This is a genomic window from Arcticibacterium sp. SM2516 (assembly GCF_057914865.1).
The window spans coordinates 4602995-4622574 of record NZ_CP195290.1 but is presented as its reverse complement, the minus strand read 5'-3'; the positions used below and the strand labels follow the sequence as shown (position 1 = coordinate 4622574).

At 39.4% G+C, this 19580-nt stretch carries 12 protein-coding genes; 6 read left to right on the top strand and 6 right to left on the bottom strand.

Translation table 11 applies throughout. The features are described from left to right. The first annotated feature begins 4 nt into the window (after positions 1-4). The 4 genes from ACSBFT_RS19135 to ACSBFT_RS19120 all read left to right on the top strand — a co-directional run bounded on the left by ACSBFT_RS19135 (position 5) and on the right by ACSBFT_RS19120 (position 8003). Positions 5-3523, top strand: coding sequence for a molybdopterin-dependent oxidoreductase (locus ACSBFT_RS19135; RefSeq protein WP_489602049.1), 3519 nt, complete (start codon positions 5-7; stop codon positions 3521-3523). Positions 3524-3577: 54 nt separating this feature from the next. After that, positions 3578-5002, top strand: coding sequence for a rubredoxin (locus ACSBFT_RS19130; RefSeq protein ID WP_463046470.1), 1425 nt, complete (start codon positions 3578-3580; stop codon positions 5000-5002). Positions 5003-5349: 347 nt separating this feature from the next. Further along, positions 5350-6630 carry an alginate export family protein gene (locus ACSBFT_RS19125; protein ID WP_489602048.1) on the top strand — a complete coding sequence of 427 codons (1281 nt, stop codon included), beginning with the start codon at positions 5350-5352 and terminating at the stop codon, positions 6628-6630. A gap of 38 nt (positions 6631-6668) precedes the next feature. Next, the gene (locus ACSBFT_RS19120) at positions 6669-8003 is read left to right on the top strand and encodes an MFS transporter (RefSeq protein ID WP_463046468.1); all 1335 of its coding nucleotides are present in this window, start codon (positions 6669-6671) and stop codon (positions 8001-8003) included. 279 nt (positions 8004-8282) lie between these two features. Here ACSBFT_RS19120 and ACSBFT_RS19115 read toward each other — a convergent pair whose 3' ends face one another. From ACSBFT_RS19115 to ACSBFT_RS19090, 6 genes are all read right to left on the bottom strand, one after another. Next, complete coding sequence (locus tag ACSBFT_RS19115; RefSeq protein ID WP_489602047.1) at positions 8283-10448, bottom strand: PepSY domain-containing protein; 2166 nt, start codon at positions 10446-10448, stop codon at positions 8283-8285. 1 nt (position 10449) lies between these two features. Then, complete coding sequence (locus tag ACSBFT_RS19110; protein ID WP_463046466.1) at positions 10450-10938, bottom strand: DUF2271 domain-containing protein; 489 nt, start codon at positions 10936-10938, stop codon at positions 10450-10452. Positions 10939-10949: 11 nt separating this feature from the next. After that, positions 10950-12443, bottom strand: coding sequence for an ankyrin repeat domain-containing protein (locus ACSBFT_RS19105; RefSeq protein WP_489602046.1), 1494 nt, complete (start codon positions 12441-12443; stop codon positions 10950-10952). A 69-nt stretch (positions 12444-12512) separates the two neighbouring features. After that, a complete protein-coding gene (locus ACSBFT_RS19100) occupies positions 12513-13805 on the bottom strand; it encodes a DUF4374 domain-containing protein (protein ID WP_489602045.1) in 1293 nt (430 codons plus the stop codon). A 10-nt stretch (positions 13806-13815) separates the two neighbouring features. After that, complete coding sequence (locus tag ACSBFT_RS19095; RefSeq protein ID WP_489602044.1) at positions 13816-16212, bottom strand: carboxypeptidase-like regulatory domain-containing protein; 2397 nt, start codon at positions 16210-16212, stop codon at positions 13816-13818. 180 nt (positions 16213-16392) lie between these two features. Then, entirely contained in the window at positions 16393-16896 is a 504-nt protein-coding gene (locus tag ACSBFT_RS19090; protein WP_489602043.1) for a hypothetical protein, read from the bottom strand. Positions 16897-17294: 398 nt separating this feature from the next. Between ACSBFT_RS19090 and ACSBFT_RS19085 the strand changes: the two genes are divergently transcribed. Together ACSBFT_RS19085 and ACSBFT_RS19080 are read left to right on the top strand one after the other, a co-directional pair. After that, on the top strand, positions 17295-18485 hold the full coding sequence (locus ACSBFT_RS19085; RefSeq protein ID WP_489602042.1) for a DUF6786 family protein: 1191 nt from the start codon (positions 17295-17297) through the stop codon (positions 18483-18485). Next, positions 18482-19492, top strand: a complete 1011-nt coding sequence (locus ACSBFT_RS19080) for a family 43 glycosylhydrolase (protein ID WP_489602041.1) — start codon at positions 18482-18484, stop codon at positions 19490-19492. The genes ACSBFT_RS19085 and ACSBFT_RS19080 overlap by 4 nt, the downstream gene beginning before the upstream one ends. Positions 19493-19580: the final 88 nt, after the last annotated feature.

Sequence of the window (19580 nt, the reverse complement as noted above, 5' to 3'; positions counted from 1 at the left end):
GAATATGGCTCAAAAATATAAATCTACTTGCAGTTACTGTGGCGTAGGATGCGGAATAGAGATCTCAAAGTCTCCCGATGGCAAAATAATGGTAGAAGGAGACAAAGATCACCCTGTAAACCGTGGAATGCTGTGCTCCAAAGGCATGAATCTTCACCATACCGTGAACGACACCACCGATCGACTTCTATTTCCAGAAATGAGAATGCATCGAAGCATGCCCCTGCAAAAGGTAAGTTGGGACTCGGCTATTGAAAGGACTGCTGCCGTTTTCAAAAGCATCATCAAAAAACATGGCCCCGAATCAGTTGGCTTTTATGTATCTGGTCAATGCCTTACAGAAGAATACTACCTTTGGAATAAACTTATGAAGGGCTTTATTGGCTCCAACAATATTGACACCAACTCTAGACTATGCATGAGCTCCGCCGTGGTAGGTTACAAAAAAACATTAGGCGAAGACAGCGTACCGGTTTGCTATGATGATATAGAATTAAGTGATGTTATTTTAGTAGAAGGAGCAAATCCTGCTTGGTGTCACCCTATACTCTGGAGAAGAGTAGAAGCACACAAAGCCGCCAACCCAAACGTCAAGATCATTTGTGTGGATCCTAGAAAAACACAAACGGCCAACAGCTCTGACCTCTTCGTTCCACTTATACCTGGCACGGATGTTTATTTTAATAATGCCATAGGAAGGGTACTCATAGAACTTGGATTTACAGATTCCAAATTCATTAAAAACCATTCAGACGGCTTTGACAAATACAAAGAAAAAGTCTTTGAAAAAACCACAGAAGAATACGCTTGTATATGCGGGATTGACTCCGAAAAAATAACTCAAACTGCTCAATGGATTGGTGAAGCCAAAGGCTTTCTATCTATGTGGACAATGGGTTTAAATCAAAGCGTAATAGGCGTCAACAAAAACCTTTCGCTGATAAACCTATCACTAATCACGGGCAAAATAGGCAAACCAGGAAATGGACCATTCTCCTTAACCGGACAGCCAAATGCCATGGGCGGCAGAGAGGTAGGCGGACTCTCCAATATGCTCGCCTCTCATAGAGAGTTGAACAACCCTACCCATATTGCAGAAATGGAAGACTTTTGGGGTGTAGCGGGCATCTCACAAAAGCCTGGACTATCGGCCACAGAAATGTTTTCGGCCCTAGATAGCGGTAAACTTAAAGCCATTTGGATCATCTGCACCAATCCTCTTGTCAGTATGCCAGACGCCAATAAGGTAGAGGCCGCCCTTAAGAAAGCGAAATTTGTAGTGGTACAAGATATCTCAAAAAATGCAGACACCGTAGACTTTGCGGACGTCATACTTCCTGCCGCTGGATGGGCAGAAAAAGAAGGCACCATGACCAATGCAGAAAGAAGGGTTTCCTATTTGGAAAAAGCCATTGACGCCCCAGGCGAATGCTTACCAGATGCAGAAATTATCTGCAAATTTGCTTCACAAATGGGCTGGGGAAGTCATTTTAAGTACAACTCCAGTTCAGACATTTATGACGAATACGCCAAAAGCACCATCGGCACAAATATAGACTGCTCGGGAATTAATTACGAACTACTTAAAAAACAAACAATCCAATGGCCGTACCCTGCAGACAAAACATTCTCAAAAGACAGCAGCCGCCTATTTGAAGACAACATATTTTACACCCCAAACCAAAAAGCACAAATTAATGCAGTGGATGGAAAAAATCCATCCGAACAAGTGTCTGAAGAATTCCCGTTGGTTTTACTCACGGGTCGCATAAGAGATCAATGGCACACCAGAACGAAAACTGGAAAAGTAAGCAAACTCAATCAACATATAGACACGCCATTTCTAGAAATACACCCCGAAGATGCTTCAGAAAGAAACATCAAGGAAGATCAGGTGGTAACCGTCAATGGAAAAAGAGGACAGGTAAAAGTAAAAGCCAAAGTGACCGACTCCGTAAGAAAAGGCACCTGCTTTTTACCTATGCATTGGGGCAAAATAGTAAACAATAACTTTGGCAGAGCCAATAACCTCACAAGTGATTTGGTAGACCCAATATCAAAAGAACCCGACTTTAAGTATGCGGCCGTTGAGGTGAAACCTTATAGAAAACCTAAAGAAAAAATTATCGTGATTGGAGCTGGCTCTGCAGGTCTTGGCTTCATTTCCGCTTATCGCCAACTAAACCAAACTGACGACATCGAGGTGTTTTCTAAGGAAATATATCCTTTTTATAATCGTGTTATGCTGCCAGACTATATCAGCGGAACGCAAAACTGGAATCAGCTCGTAAAACTACGAGAAGACCAGTTTTTAGAAAACAGAATCAAGGTCAACAAAGGAACGGGCATCGAGAGCATTGACAGAAAAAACAAAGTAGTTATAGACGACAAGGGAGAAGAGCACGCCTACGATAAACTTTTCCTAGGAATGGGTAGCCGTGCGTTTATGCCAAGAAATTTCCCCAAAATCCCGGGTATTTTTAATATGAGAAGCCGTATCGACGCCGACTCTATTAAGCCCTTTCTAGCCAAAAACGGCAAGGCCATCATTGTGGGTGGAGGACTTTTAGGACTAGAACTGGCTGCATCTTTGAGGGAAATAAATGTGCCTGTGACTGTGGTTCAACGTATCGGAAGATTCATGGACCGGCAACTAGACCCAACAGGAAGTGCTATTCTTCATGAAGAAATTGAAGCTCTTGGTGTTGAAACATTTTACAATGATGAAGTTGAACAATTTTACGGCACAGAAGCTATAGAAGGGGTAAGGTTGAAGTCTGGAAGAAAACTCGACTGCAGCCTTATGGTGGTAGCCGCGGGAACCAGCCCTGCAATAGAAATAGCAAGAGACGCAGGCTTGGTATGTAACAGAGGCATAGAAGTCAATGAATATATGCAAACATCGGATCCAGACATTTTCGCCTGTGGCGAAATAGCCCAATGGCAAGGCGAAATGTGGGGAATTACTGCCGCCGCAGAACAGCAAGCGGAAGTGGTTGCGAAATACTTATCTGGCGACTTGGCAGCCTACTACAAAGGCTCATTGTCCATGAATATTCTAAAAATGGCAGGCGTAGAGCTTTGCTCTTTGGGTGAAATAGAAATACCACAAGGTGCTACTGCCAAAGACTACGAAGAAGTCATTTTTATAGATAAAGCAAAACGCTACTATAAAAAATGCTTGGTAAAAAACGACCGACTAGTAGGTGCCATTTTAATTGGAGACAAATCGGAATTTTTAGAATACAGAGATCTTATCTCCAAAGGCATTGAACTCTCCGAAAAGAGACTCCAACTGCTCAGGTCCGGACAAAAAGCGGAACCCGTAAAAGGTAAACTTATTTGCTCTTGCAATAATGTAGGAGAGGGCAACCTCAAAGAGAGAATAAACGGAGGATGTACCAAATTTCAGGACTTATGCGACACCAGTGGAGCAGGAACAGGCTGCGGCTCCTGCAGACCAGAAGTAAGGGGCATACTGGAAGCTACATTAAGAGAAAAGGAGATCTTGGTTTTGGAATAAATGACGCAAGGACAATAAAGGACTGAGCTAAATTTCATTAAAATAAAATTAGACATGACAGGATATTTTACCATCAGAACAAACTTTATAGGAGGCAACGCCTCCCCTGGCGAGTTGCAAAAAATTCTTAGCATTGCGTCGGAATGCGAAATTACGCAAGTGAGGTTTGGACTTCGCCAACAAATGATCATGTATCTTTCCTATACCCATGAAAAAAGCTTTGTCTCGAAAATGAACTCTGCGAGCATTGATTTTTATATGGACGAAAACCCACATCCAAATGTGGTAACATCCTACGTTTCTGAAGAGGTTTTCCAAAGAGGAAACTGGTTAAGAGAAGGAATTTACAAAGACATTATTGACGCTTTTGACTATAATCCAAGAGCCAAAATTAACATCTCCGACAGCCAACAAAGCTTTACGCCTTTCTTTTCTGGTCATATAAATTTCATCTCATCTGATCAACCTAACTTCTGGTACTTATATATTCGCAAGCCCAAATCAAACGACCTCATAGCTTATGACAAATTAATATTCAGCAATGAAATAGCTAAAATCTCCAAAATACTGGACGAAAGAATATTAACTGGAAATATCTCTTTTGAGGATTTACCAAATATGATTACTGTACAGGCAGAAGAAAAATTAGTACTACCAAAATTCACCCTTCCATACTATGAAGGTTTCAACAGATACGGAAAAAAATCCTGGCTAGGCATTTACCGTAGAAGTGAAACATTCCAAATAGACTTTCTTCAAGACCTATGCAGACTTTGCCGTAAAACCAAAATAGGAGAGATTTGCCTAACGCCTTGGAAGTCCATTATAATCAAAAACATTAAGGAAGATGACAGAAATGATTGGAGTGGACTACTCGCCAAACACGACATCAACGTAAGACATGCCGCCAATGAACTCAACTGGCAAATAGAAGACGCTTCACCAGATGCCATCAAACTCAAGAACAAACTGGTAAGCCATTTTAACAAGAACGATCTACGAACTTTTGGCATATGCCTAGGCATCAAAACGTTTCCAAAAACTGAGGTTTTCGCTTCGATATTGGTGAAACAAAAAAAACTAAAAGTCCTCCCTTTTATTAACCTCTACGACATCACCTACACCACCGACTATGATCCAAACGGAAGAAAAATAGCCTATTTTGCGAAAAATATCTTTGCATTTTCACTACCTGAAAAACTTAGAAAATCCATTTTAGAATTCAACGAGCATATCGCATACGAAATCCGCTTTGAAAACTCTACCAAAGCACCCGAAATTCAAAAAAAGACCTCTAGAAGCCTTCATCAATGCCCGTCTTGCCTCACCATTTACGACCCAACCTTTGGAGACGAAATGAATGGAATTCTTCCTGGGGTAAAATTTGAAGAATTACCCAACACATACCTTTGCTCCGTTTGCGAAGCACCCAAATCTAGCTTCCAACTAAGCGAGCAAGAAGACCTCACTTTAGCATAAACCTTAAAAGACTAAATACTCATATCCACTTATGAGTATTTAGCACACCCCTTGGCCCAAGCTAAACAATATAGGAAACCAGCTCCCACACAAAGATCAAAGCCTCCACAGATTCATCTAAACAATAGAGGAAACTCAATATTTAATACTGCACTTTGCTATATACGCCATCTTTTAGACCGCTCATCTTCACTTGTAAGAGATATTATTGTATTATTTCAATAAATTATAAATAATTATTCTTTATCACTTCATACCTAACAAACGCATAAATACATTTGAGTATACAATAAGTATTTATACTTAGTTGTTGTTTTCGTTTTTCAATAATAAAAACAATAGTGTTTATGAAAAGATATTTCCAAATACCGTTTAGGTTGTTTACTATTTTGAGCTTGCTCACCATAGCCTTTCAGAGCTATGGGCAGTTTAAGTTATCTGCAGAAATAAGACCGCGAGCAGAATTTAGAAATGGATTCAAAACACCTTCATCTACAGGTTTTGAACCCGCTTTTTTTGTGGAGCAAAGAAGTAGGGTATATTTTGACTACGAACAGCCTAAATACAAAATGAAACTTGCTCTTCAAGATGTCAGATACTGGGGCGAAATTCCTCAAGTATTTAAATCTGACGTTGGCAACTCATTTTTAAGCGAAGCTTGGGGAGAGTTGATGTTCACAGAAAAAGTATCTATAAAACTAGGACGTCAAATTATCTCTTACGACAATGAAAGATTCTTAGGGGGGCTAGAATGGGCTCAACAAGGCAGGAGACACGATGCTTTGCTCCTTAAAGTTGAAGATGAAGTTGCCAAATCAAAACTTCATTTGGGTTTTGCTTTCAATACCGATAACGACATTGCGGAGCCAGTCTTATTACAACAAAATAACGTCAATTTTTACTCGCTTGGTGCTGGCCAATACAAAACGCTGCAATACGCTTGGTACCATAAAGAGCTAGATGGTGCAGCGGTTTCCTTATTGGCCCTAAATGCCGGCACTCAAAATCCAGATTCCACACTGTCTAATAAACAAACATTCGGTTTTATTGGCTCTAAGAATGTGGGCAAAGTCAAACTAGCTGCAGATGTGTATTACCAAAGTGGGAAAATAGGCACTACTAATGTAAACGCACTTTTAGCTGGCGTTAACGCCACTTTAAAGACCAAAGTAACCCCAATTACCATTGGTTATGAATATGTTTCTGGTAAAGACAATAATGGTAAGACAACTGCCTTCAGCCCAGATTATGGGACCAACCATGCTCATAACGGATTTATGGACTATTTCTATGTAGGCCCAGCAAATGGCTCCGTGGGTGTTCAAGATATTTATATTAAAACCTCCTTTAAGCTGGGCAAAGGCAACCTTCTAGCCCAAGCTCATGAATTTTTAACAGGTGCAGAGCAAAGTTCCGAAAGCGGCGAAACGCTTTCAGCCGCGATGGGTACCGAAATAGATCTGGTTTATGCACAGAAAATAGGCAGTGATATTACCGTGAACTTAGGATTTTCGCAATTATTCGGCACAGATACCATGCTAGCTCTTAGGTCAGGAAACCTAAAATCTAACAACTGGGCATGGGCCATGATCACCTTCAAGCCTACCCTCTTCACATCCGACAAATAAAATCTATTAACGAATTCCAAATTTTAAACTTTACTATCATGAATACACTTAGTACAGGGGAGAAAGCCATCAAAATAGACATCTTCAGTCTTGGCACTATCCAGATGAGAACATTTCATTTAACTTGGTTTGCCTTCTTTTTATGCTTTTTTGGATGGTTTGCTCATGCTCCATTAATGAATGCCTCCATTCAGCCAGACCTTTCATTGTCTAAAGCACAGGAAGCTATCGCGTTTATTGCCTCTGTTGGTATTACCATTATTGCCCGTTTACTTATTGGCCCTCTTTGCGACAAAATTGGTCCTAGAAAAGCTTACGTTTATCTTTTGATTTTTGGTTCTTTCGCTGTCGCCGGTTCTGCATTTGCATTTGATTGGACCTCTTACCTCATTTCTCGACTAGCCATTGGCGTTATAGGAGCATCTTTTGTTATTACACAGTATCATACTTCTGTGATGTTTTCTCCTAAAATTGTAGGTTTGGCAAACGCCACTACTGCAGGTTGGGGAAACTTAGGAGGAGGCGTTACACAAGCCATTATGCCATTACTGGCTTCTGGAATGGCAGCATGGGGTTTCTCTAACTCTGAATGGGCACAGTGGCGTTCTGCGATGTTTGTACCCGCTATTATCATGTTGGGTGTAGCATACCTTTACTGGAAATACACCACAGACTGCCCAAAAGGAAACTATGAAGACCTTCCTGAAGACAGACCACAAGTAAAAGAAGGAGAAAAAGGCTTATTTGCCGATGCCGCTAGCGACTATAGAGTTTGGGTACTATTCCTGATGTATGCAGGCTGTTTCGGGATGGAATTATTTGTAAACGGTAAGGCTGCTACTTATTACCAAAACAGATTTGAGCTGAATGAAACCTCCGCAGGTTTAATCGCCTCGCTTTTTGGACTTATGAACATTTTTGCGAGGTCCACAGGTGGATGGCTCGGAGACAAATTCTCTGTAAAATCTGGACTGACAGGTCGTGTAAGATGGCTGGTCGTGGTGATGGTGATAGAAGGCTTATTATTGATGGTCTTCTCTAGAATGAGTGTATTGCCAATGGCCGTAGGAATGATGATATTCTTCAGTCTCTTTGTCCAAATGGCCGAGGGAGCCACCTACTCCGTAGTACCTTTTATCAACAAAAGAAGCTTAGGAGCAGTATCTGGAATAGTAGGTGCTGGTGGAAATGTAGGAGCCGTTTTTTACGCACAATATATGCTGAGAACAGGCACACCTTTAGAAGATTGTTTCTTGATTTTTGGAGCCATCGTTTCCGTCATTGGACTAGTTGGTTTTAGTATCCAATTTTCTGAGGTGGATGAAAGAAAAGCCGTAGAAGAGCAATTAAGATTAGAAGCGATACCGATTTAGTTTATTTTAAGATAACGAAAAGCTCCTTGATTTTGTCGAGGAGCTTTTTTCGTTTAAAGCGATTGTTTTTTATAGCATCATAGAGTTAGCATTGGAGAATCGTAATGAGTTTTAAATTGGAATAAATCAGGCATTTAAACGAGATTAGCCTAGCGGTTTACCCTGAGCGAATCTCGAAGGGTTCTGGCAAGTGATTTAAGTGTGTTTATGAACTCATTTGAATCAATATAGCTACGGTCCCGATAGCTATAGGGAGATTTTCTAGTGCATAAAGCGGGTTTAATAACAATCTGTCAGGATTCTTTCTTTCTCTATCAAATGCTGCACACAGGGTAGTTCAAACACTCTAAATATTTCGTTTAATTTCTCATAAACACCTTCTCGCATTTTAAGCGAACCACATATCATTATTTGACCTCCGCCTTTAATAATATTTACTACTTGTATTTTATTTTTCACCACTATGTCTTGCACATACATTTGAGGTGATTCTCTAGAAAAAGCCAAATGATTCGCTTTTAAAACACCAAAATCTTTCAGTAATGGCTCATACAAAACAAAAGATGATTGCGTTTGTCCTCCCCAAAACAATGAGATTTCAGCATGCTTATTATTCTCCATAAAACCTAAAAATGGAGCAATACCTGTACCATTTCCAATAAGTAAAACTTGATCAGTATGGGTGTCTGGATAAAAAGAAGGGTTCTTTTTCACAAATGCTTTTATCTCATGTCCTTTGTTTAAAGCACCTAAATAATTAGAACACAAACCTGTCCTTTTTATGCTTAGCAATATGTTTCCTGTCTTTTCAATATAGGCTATCGAATAATACCTTTCAATGTTACTTTCTGGCAGATAAACCCCTAAAAGGTCTCCTGAATGAATCTTATCGGTGGATTCCGAACCATCTATTTCCAATAGGAAAGTGTCGTCCAATGGGTTTTTACTTTCCTGTCGGTTAATAATTTTGAAATTACAGGTTTTAGGATTTCTAGAAATCTTCAGTTCTTCCAGGTTTAGCTCTAGAGCACTTCCAGTCTGTTTTCTCCAAGCATTTAGCCAATCCAAAAACTCCGAAATAGAAAGGTCGCTGACCGTTTTAACGGGCAAGGTAGGTGATGAAAAAGGAAGTCCTTTTAAAACATCAGCAGCATCAAAAGCAAATTGACAATAATGCTTATAGCTCTTTGATCCAAATCCTAAAACAGAATAATCAAACTTCTGATCCTTTAACAGCTCTATCTTATCCATAAACCTATTTGCATTTTCTGGTGCATCGCCATCTCCATAAGTAGATGTAAAAACCAGCAGCTGTTTTAGTTGGGGAGCCTCCTTAATGTCATTCATGGAACACATAAAGGCCATCTCGCCAGACTGAAGCAAAGCTTGAAGAATGGTTTCTGCAAACCTGTAGATGTGTCCCGTTTCTGAACCCACCAAGACGACATGGCTGGCATTTTCAAGTGAAACAGTATTTTTAGCACTTTTTCTTAGTTTACCACGACTCATCTGTACACCCGAATACAGGAAAAATAAAGTGGCGAAAGAGCTCAACAACATTAATATGGCATAAATCACCCCCAAACCCTCTCCTGTATGCCACTGAAAGCTAATATCATGCAAGACACTGGCAATGGGATGGTTCATCAAAGACACCAAGACTCCACTTTCCTGGTTTAATAATAGCGTTTGGGTATGAGTTTTTAGTTCGTAAAACTCTGCTGGATCTCCCGAAACAGGAAAGAGTAGCTCCTTTATATCACCAAGCTTCACTTTTTCAAAATGATTACCTTCAGTAACCTCTACCAAGTTCAGACGTTCACTGTTCAACGCTTTGGCTGGCATAAATCTATTCCAAAAAAGCATACTGCCAGAAAGTGAAATAACCAAGACGGGAACTAGAAACCAGCGACCTAGGCGAGCATGGTTATCTCTACTAAAATCTAGGACGACTATTTTTGACAGAAATTGTTTCCAGTCTCCTACCCTTTTTAAAAGAAGGAAAATACCACTTACAGACAGAAAAAGCATCGCAACCGATGCCACACCTAAAAAGAAACGTCCGGTTTGTTTTAAGAAAAGAGAACGGTGCAAATCCCTACAAAAGTCAAAAACAGGATGCTCACCGGCTATGTTTTTCAGTTCAGAGCCATCAAAAGGATTAATATAAAATGTTCCGTCCGAGACCTCACCTATGGCTTCAATCTTGATGTTCCCATAGTTATCTCTGGCCACACTAAACACCTCCAGATAGGTAGCATTTAAGGTGGCCAAAAGGTCGCTCAACAAAATGTCATCAGCTCCATTTAAAGCCTTACTGTGAAGCATGGGCTCAAAAGAAAGGACGACACCTGTACTCGCAGCTATCAATAAAAAGATTCCTGAAATGGCTGCGAGCACAAAATGGAGACCTCTCCAGTTAAAAATAGGACGATATTTTATCAACTTAAACCTTTATTAGTTTTACGTACCTGATATAACCCGTACCGTTTTTGCTAACGCCAATATTGGCTGTACTTAAATCCATTTGAAGATCTTTTTCTACATATTTCTGATTTTCTACAGAAGACTCAAACCTTAGCTTATAGCCCTTATTAATTTCTGATTCATCAAAAGTGAACGAAACCACTTTTCTACTTCCAGCGGTTATAGATGCCCCAGAAATACCATCTAAATTTTCTTTGGTGGCACTGTAAAACTTCCACCAACTAGGGATATCATCATACCAGCGTTCTTCTTTTCCAAAAACCTGTAGTGTTCTTTTATAGGCTCCTTTCTCGTCTAAAAGAGAAACGACCACATAAGCACCCTCTCCCGTATAATTGGTGAGTTGAACCAAGCATTTATATTGCGTTGCCTTTGAGGAATATCCCGAAGAAAAAATCAGGGCACAAAATATCGTTATATAAGTCAAAAAATATTTTCTTTTTTTCATCTGTTAAAATTTTATCTGCTTCCTTTCAAAAAGCTTAAGTCTACATGCTCTAAGGCTTCATTTTCTAAGGCTAAGTCGTGAACTGATTCTTCAAATTCCGTTTTCATTAAAGTGTCAGCACCTTTGTCCACTAAAAACTTAAGCATACCTGTGTCTTTAGCGTTCATGGCAGCATAATGAAGCGGTGTGTAACCATCAAGATTAGACTTGTTTATATTGACTCCTTCTTCTAAAAGAAACTTTAGAAGTTCAAACTCACCCTTTTCTACAGCTATATGTAAAAGGGCTTCATCCGCGGGATTGACACCTTTACTTTTCAGGTAGTCTAATTTAGCCAGATAATCGCCTATTTTTCCATTGAAAGAAATGGTTAAAGCATAAGCAAGGTTTCTACCTTTTTCATCTTTCCATTTAAAATCAGCTCCATTATTGGCTAAATGCTGAAGCACTTTAAGGCTATTATTCCCTTCAATGGCTAAGGCGACAGGCGTTTGACCTTTCTTATTCCTCAAATTAATATCTTGAGATTTCTCAACCCAATACTTCACTATTTCTTCTTTACCATTTCTAGCAGCCAATAAAAGCGGCGTGTCACCATCTTTATTAGGCGTATTTGAATTTAGGCCCTCCTTTAAGAAATAGTCGAAAACACGGACGTCTCCAGCTCTTCCTGCTAAGTTATGCAAAGCAGATTGACCTTCTTTGGTAACATTGGCAGGGTTTAAACCCAAATCTTTTAAATACGCCAAAAGCTCCACACTCACCACAGGCGTTCTGCCCACACCCACAAAATTGAAGGCGTTTTCTCCCGTTTGAGCATTAGGCTCATATCCAATCCCCTTGGACACTAAAAACTTCAAAGTCTCCAAATTGCCGCTTGAAACAGCAGCATGAAACAAACCATTACCTTCCGCATCTTTGCTTTCTAAACGCACGCCTTTCTCAACAAAATAATCCAGAAAAGACAAGTCTTCCAGTTTCCCGATAGCTACTAGAGCTACATTCTTGCCATGTTCTTCTTTATCGTTCACCATGTCGGCTCCATGAGCCAAGCAGAACTCATAAAGGGCTTTATCTGCCTTTCCGCTGAGGGCTACATGCATGAGTAAAGATTGACCGTGGCTATTGATAAGGTCTGTTCGAGAGCCTTTTTCTACCAATAACTCCATGACAGGCAAATTTCCCTTCATCGCCGTCCACATCAAATAATTATTAGAATGATGCGTCATTTGGTTGACATCTGGGCCTTTGTCAAGAAGATGCTTTACCGTTTTATAGGGAGCATCTGCCATAATCGCCAATAGTGTACCGTCCCATCCATTAGGACCCATCTCCATGATGTCGTTCCCTTCAGAAATCTTAGCTTCAATGTTTTCAATACTCGGCTTTTTAGCCCAAAAACCTCGGTCATGAAAAATGTTTTTGCTTTGAGCATATACACTACCCGTTAATAGCAAGATCGTGAGCAGCGTTAAGCCAAGTTTTAGTCCGTTTTTTATTATCATTACAAATGCTGTTTAAGTCAGCAAAACCCAAAGAGGAAATGCTATTTGATATGTTTAATTTAATTCCGCTTAGTATACACCAATGTAGTATGCGTCGGCTCCCGTTTTGAGAGCAGCCCCTTTCACAAAACCATCTGGAGAAGTAGAAGCTATATCAAAAATGTAGATGTTGCCCTCCTGTCCTAGAGGAGCCAAAGCCATGTAAAATTTGCCATCTTTTACCACGCTATTTTGATATTGCTGTAACCATAACTTTGATGGCAAGTTTAATTTGATGGCCGTATTATTCTTAATGTCGATCCTGGCTACAGACCAAACGGCGTCTGCTGTTCCTCCTAAATCTGTATTGGCATAGGGAACGTAACCAATGCCATTTCCTGCATAAAACCAACCGTTTGAAGTCACATTCTCACCCAACATGTCTGATAAATTAAAGCTAAAAGAGTTGTCATACGCTCCACCCTTTATTTTCAAAATATAGGTATCATAAGAGCTGTTTGGAACAGAAATCAACTGGTACACATCACCACTTTCATCCACATGACAAACTGGGGTTCGGTATCCATTAGTGGCACCTTTTGCTCCATCCACACCAGACTTTATAATCTTTGGGTTGGTCAGCGAAGGATAATCTACCACTAATGTTTCTACACTGTTATATGTAGCATTTTTTCTGGCATCAGTAGCTGCATCATAGCTGCTCTTACCCATTCCATAATACGCCTTACCTCCAGCTACAATAGGTGCATCTATTCTGAAAACGTAATCACCAAGAGCCTCGTCTTCCGCACTAACAGGAATCTCAAACTCTTCAATTTTACCTATCTCAAGATTTCCTAAGTTCACCGACATGATTCTAGCCTTAGGCTGCGTTCTGATGAAAGCACCAGAAGTGGCATCATAAACTCTTTCTGTAACCACATTATGCAGCATGGCATAATCGTCGTCTATTCTCGTCCACCTTGGATTTGTAGTACCAATGGCATATTCTACGTTTGTTTCAGAAAGCTGGGTATAGTTCTGACCGCCCTTTACGCCAAATTTGTAGATTCTACCCCCGCCGTAATCTAAATCATAAAGCGACTTCCCGTCTGCCGAAGTAAAAATTCTGGCTGTTCTAGAAGAAGGTACTTCAAAACCAAATCCGTCAAAGCTTATTGTTCCAGAACTTAAGTCTATCAGGTTTTGAACATAGGTGGTAGACACACTTCCCGAGCCTACAGCCATTGCCACAGAAAACGCCCTTTCTCCTCCCTCTTCTCCTATTACTGGATCTATCGTGCCTGTATCGCAGCTTGCTGTTGCAAAAAATAAACCTGTTAGAGCCGCTATGGTTTTAATGTTATTAAAGTTGATTTTCATTATTTATTTTTTAAAAAATATTATAGTTCAGTTTAGTATAAAAAGCTCTTCCAGCCTTTTGCAAAGCATAGTTGTCAAAAACCTGTTCATTGAAAATATTCTTTGCGTCAATGCTGAGTATTATCTTATTATTGGGAAGTGTAAATGCTAAGCCCACATCGTTGACCAATTGTATTGGAATAATATCCTTTCCTGCACTCCCTAGACTTTCCCAATCTCTAAAAAACTCATGGACATAACCAAGGTTATGATAGACAGAAATGCGGTTTCCCTTTAGGTTAAAATTATATCTGGTATTATTATTTAAGGTAAAGTAGGGCTCGTTTCTCAAACGGTCGCCGAAATAAATATACTGCGATCCATTGGCGTCAAACTGCTTATTAAAACGAGCATTAAAGACAGAAACTCCTAGCTTCAAAAACAGCTTTTCTGAGTAAGCATAGTTCAATTCTGAATCAACACCTTTACTAATAACGGCATCTTGATTTTCGAAAGAAAAAGTCTCGTCTTGCTGATTAGCAATGGCCTGACGAATCATCCCTTTAGTATCTCTAAAGAAGAAATTACTCGTTAACTTCACCATATGCCCATTGGCTCTAAACGGTCCGAGATTAAGACCTAAATTTAAATTTTGACTGCTCTCAGGATTAAGCCCATAAGAAGGATTGATGTTTTCGGCAGTATTTCCAAAAACCTCTTGGTCCGTTGGAAGTCTGATGGCGTTTTCAAATGAGGTCATCAGCTGAACTTTCTTTAACACTTGATAAGAAATGGCTAAACCCCCTCCATTCCTTTGGGTGTCTTTATCATACTCAAAAGAACTAACCGCCCCACCTCTAGATGCCCTTACGGCATCTTTAAGCCGTACATTTTGCTGATAATATTTAAAGAATAGAGACGATTTTAATTTATCATTGAAAAGAGAGTTTTCTAGGGCCAATCCGTATACATCTTTATTAAGAAATCTTGTATCTATGAGTTCTCTTTCTGCCAAAGGCCTAAGCGGGTCATCTGGCTTTCTTTGAAAACCTGTTTTAAGAAAATTAAAGACTAACCTATTCCCCTCATTAAAATTGTAAATACCATTGGCCTTTATCGTAAATGTGTTTTCTACATCTAGATTTAAAGTAGGTTCTCCTGCCTCTGCCCCAGAAGACCACTCTTCCCATTTGCCATCTTCATTAAAGTCTGATAACTCCCCATACCAGTTGGTAATATAGGCTACGGTGTCCACAACGTTTCGCTTTAGGTTAGATTGAGAGCCAAAAAGAGACAGGTCTAGATTTTTAAACAGAAACCCATCTTTTTTATAAGTAGCATTAAACATTCTAGTATTTTGATATGCTCTTCTGTAAGCGTAAACGGTTTCCATGGTAGCACCGTGCTGCACATCTTTATCTAGCTCAGAAAGTACCATACCTACATAAGCCTTATCTGCCCATTTTTTATCAGACACACCCAGGTCAATCTTAGCACCGTACGATTGGTAAGCGTCGTGAAACCTCTTGGCCGTGACATAGTCAATCTTCCCCAACTTGTTCGTGATATAAATCTGATTTCCCCAGACATCGTAGTTATTGTCGGAGTAGTTATAAAATCCAGAAGCATTCAGGGTAAGACCCGTCTTCTTATTCCTTAAGGTGGTGTTTATGTTCGCATTATGTGTATTAAACGAACCCATAGAATAGGCCACGTTCATCGTGTTTTTTGCCGCTTCGGTCAGTATAATATTGATGGCTCCACCCAATGCATCCGTGGCCAACTCTGCTGGAACTACGCCTTTATAAACCTCTATTCTTTCAATCAAATTTGTAGGGATGCTACTTAATGAAAAAGAGGGTCCATAATTCTCAACAGGTACGCCGTCAATGAATATCCTAATAGAACTACCAGACAAACCATTGATATTATAAACCACTCTAGAACCTTGCCCACCAGATTGTTTTATACGGACACCCGCACTTTGGTCTAATAAATCCATGGCCTGCACAGATTGAAACTTAATGTCTTTGGTTTCTATGGCGTTAACCGCAAAACCCTTCGTCTCTATTTTTGTCTTGGTTGATTTCGCTGTAACCAAGATTTCGTCCAATTCACCGATATCTTCTTTTAATGCAATTTCATAGTTCTCCACAGATGTATTTAAATTCATTTTCAAGGCCTTTTTAGAGTAACCCAATGAACTTACCAAGACGTCATAATGGCCTTCTTTAATTCCCAATATTTCGAAGCGACCGTTTTCGTCTGTTTGCGTTCCTTTTGACGTTTTTTCCAAAATTACATGAGCAAAAGGAACTGGTTCTACTTTGTCTGCATCCATCACCTGTCCCGTAAAGACCACCTGTGCAAAGCCCGGAAAAGACAAAGCCGTAAAACCACAAAACAAAAGATTTCTTAAATTTCTCAAGCCTCTTCTTATTTAGACTAATTATAAATTGAGCCGCAAAGAAATAAAGCAAAGTGTTAATAAGCAAGCCTTATTTAGAAAAAATCTAAATAAGGCTTTTGGCTAAATAATCTACATAAAAAAACCGACTCTAGTTTCCAGAGTCGGCCCTTAAAAAATAATGTTTAATTTACAAAAAGATTACTTTGAGAATTTAAAGTCTATTGAAATAGCGTCGCCATCGCCTTCTATCGTGCTTTCTTGGTCAAACGAAAGGAAGAAGAAAGAAAATAACCAGAAATCTTCTTCATCCGTTGTCTCTTCGTTATTAACATCAATAGTTGGAGAGCTTAGCACTAAACTAGAACCGTCAACCTGAACCAGGTAAGTGATTTTTTCACCATCTTCGTCCATTATCGCCTTATTTGCAGCGGCGTCAAAGGTATAGTTGCCACTAAACGTTTCTCCTTCAAAATCAGTGAAAATATAAGTTCCGTCCGACTTAAACTCATAAGTCGCATTCTTATAATAATTGTCCTCTAAAGCTTGAGCCGTAACTGGATAAGTTTTAGCGTCAACAATTAAGTCAATGCCGGTATTCGACCATTTCCCTTCGATACCAGATGGTGAAACATCATCATCCTTAGAGCATGAAGATAAAATAACCGTGAATAAAAATAGAACTGAAGTAAACTTGCGTAACATAAGTTAAGTTTTTATGGAATTAATAATTCTTTTAATTAACCTATCATAAGCAAGTATTGAGCCCAGAATCGACCTGTTTCAAACTTCTTAGATTTTTACAGTCAGCGTAACTTTAAATACCATTAATATTTCATCAGAAAACCGACACTCGAAACTTAATAGACAACCCTCTTTTAAGCCGCTGAAGAACGGCACCCTGCTAGACGAGAAAATTTTCTATAGACTTAGGCCAAGGCAGTATGAAAAATGCCTATATTTTTATAAAGAAGTCATAAGCAAAAAAACTATCCTTGGTAAAGTAAGACCCTCCCCCTAAAACTTTCACACCTTTCAGTTGGTCGGATGCTCCATATCCTACTAAATTGAATCAATCTTATTGAATGTTAAAATAATAAATAATGAATATATATCTTAATACCCTGATATGTAGCAGTGTTGTGTTGATTATGACCAGTTGCTCTTCACAACCGGAGGTTCTAAAAGGCAGCTTTGGCTTTGATTTAAATTTTCTAAAAAAACACCAAAACGTAATTACACTAGAAGACAATAATGGCAAGAGTCAACTTATTCTATTGCCTGAATTACAAGGAAGGGTGGCTACCAGTACGGCCAACGGTTTAGCAGGAAACAGCTACGGCTGGTTGAACTATGATCTGATTGCCTCTGGGAAATTTGAAGAGCACTTTAATCCCTTCGGAGGTGAAGAGCGATTTTGGATGGGCCCTGAAGGCGGTCAATATGCCATATTCTTTAAAAAAGGAAGTGAATTTACTTTCGACAACTGGTATACACCTAAAGAAATAGATACAGAGGCGTATGAAGTCATTTCACAATCCAATAGAGAAGTACTTTTTCAGAAAAAAATGTCCTTCCTCAATTACCAAGATTTCAAATTTGACATCCAAGTAAATAGAAAAGTGTCTATCTTAAATGAAGGCCAAATTGAAGAGGAATTGGGATTAGCAATACCTGCTGACATCAACTTTGTAGCATATCAATCTGACAACGAGATAGTCAATGTAGGTGAACAAGCTTGGTCCAAGAATTCAGGCCTATTATCCATCTGGATTTTGGGCATGTACATGCCTTCTGAGAACACAAAGGTGATTCTCCCTTATAAAGGCTCGTTGGCTTTAAACACATCCTACTTTGGCACTATTCCTCCCGATAGACTACAGATAACAGAAAAACACGTAATGTTTAATGGTGATGGCACCGCTCGGTTCAAACTAGGAATACCTCCGCAAAACGTGCACCCTTATGCAGGTAGTTATGACGCCGACAAACAAACACTTACTATCGTAAATTATACGTTTAAAGGGGATACCACTTATGTTAACTCTGTCTGGAGAGAGCAAGACAACCCTTATGAAGGCGATGTTATAAACGCATACAATGATGGTCCCTTAGATAATGGTGGACAATTAGGACCTTTTTATGAACTGGAATCTTCCTCGAGTTCTAAGGAATTGAAACCTGGTGAGTCCATTAAACACACCCATAAAACTTACCACTTCGAGGGCAATTTTGACGAACTAAATAAAATCTCCAAAAAGTTGTTGAACAAAGATTTGAACGAGCTAAAATGAAACTGAAATTTATACTTTTACTATCCCCATCTTTTCTCTTTTTACAATGCAATTCTGAAGGGTCTGAAAATGCAGAAACAAAGGTCGACACTCCTGAAATATTAGTTCCTAAACAAGCCAATCAGTTTGAGTGGGTTTATAAACCTGATGGCGATTATTTCTTTGGTCCTGATAGCGATAATTTAAAAGAGGGAAAATGGTATGACAACTGGGTACCAAACGATCATACTTTTGTAAGAGATAAAGATGGCAAGTGGCACATATTCGGCATTACACATCCTGAGGTTAAAACAGTTCCATTAAATAAAGGTATCCATGAAGGCGAAAATGGCTCCTTTCATGCCGTATCGTCTGCCATTAATTTCAAAGAAACCCTAGCAGAAAATCATTATTCTGACCTTCCTAAGGTGCTGACACCAAAAGACCGTCCTGGAGAAGTATTGGCTAACCATGCCCCTTACATTGTAAAAAAAGATGATTTATATCAGATGGTTTATGGTCACAGCCCTATTCGTTTGGCAGTATCATCAGATTTAATGAACTGGGATGTAAAAGGCGAATTGTTTTCTGAAGTTGATGGAGCACGTGACCCAAATTTGTTACTTCATAATGGTACTTATTATATGGTCTACTGCTCTTTAAAAAGTGTCCTTTTAAGAGAATCCAAAGACTTAATAAGGTGGAGTAAGCCCAAGACAATTTTCACTTCTGAATCCTTCGATCCAGAATCTCCTTCGCTCATATTTCACAATAATACATACTATCTATTTTTATGTTCGTGGGATGGAATTTGGGACCAAAAAGATATACAAGGTGCTTATCAGTATAAAACCTATGTTTTACATTCGAAAGACATGTTTGACTTCGGACTTGACCTTCAGAAACATATTACAACACTGAACGCTCATGCTCCAGAAGTCTTCCAGGACGAGGATGGCGATTGGTATATTTCTAGTGTAGAATGGCCTAATAGGGGCGTAAGTGTTGACAAACTAATTTGGCAATAAACTACCCTGTTCCTAAACAATCCTTAAAATAGGTTCAAAGGAAATAGTATCTCCATATGAACATTTTTTCATTTCCAAAGTAGTTTTT

Bases quoted from the DNA above. Each gene is read 5' to 3' on its own strand.
- ACSBFT_RS19090 (WP_489602043.1), bottom strand. From the start codon at position 16,896: ATGTTACGCAAGTTTACTTCAGTTCTATTTTTATTCACGGTTATTTTA.
- ACSBFT_RS19110 (WP_463046466.1), bottom strand. From the start codon at position 10,938: ATGAAAAAAAGAAAATATTTTTTGACTTATATAACGATATTTTGTGCC.
- ACSBFT_RS19080 (WP_489602041.1), top strand. From the start codon at position 18,482: ATGAAACTGAAATTTATACTTTTACTATCCCCATCTTTTCTCTTTTTA.
- ACSBFT_RS19135 (WP_489602049.1), top strand. From the start codon at position 5: ATGGCTCAAAAATATAAATCTACTTGCAGTTACTGTGGCGTAGGATGC.
- ACSBFT_RS19100 (WP_489602045.1), bottom strand. From the start codon at position 13,805: ATGAAAATCAACTTTAATAACATTAAAACCATAGCGGCTCTAACAGGT.
- ACSBFT_RS19120 (WP_463046468.1), top strand. From the start codon at position 6,669: ATGAATACACTTAGTACAGGGGAGAAAGCCATCAAAATAGACATCTTC.
- ACSBFT_RS19085 (WP_489602042.1), top strand. From the start codon at position 17,295: ATGAATATATATCTTAATACCCTGATATGTAGCAGTGTTGTGTTGATT.
- ACSBFT_RS19130 (WP_463046470.1), top strand. From the start codon at position 3,578: ATGACAGGATATTTTACCATCAGAACAAACTTTATAGGAGGCAACGCC.
- ACSBFT_RS19105 (WP_489602046.1), bottom strand. From the start codon at position 12,443: ATGATAATAAAAAACGGACTAAAACTTGGCTTAACGCTGCTCACGATC.
- ACSBFT_RS19125 (WP_489602048.1), top strand. From the start codon at position 5,350: ATGAAAAGATATTTCCAAATACCGTTTAGGTTGTTTACTATTTTGAGC.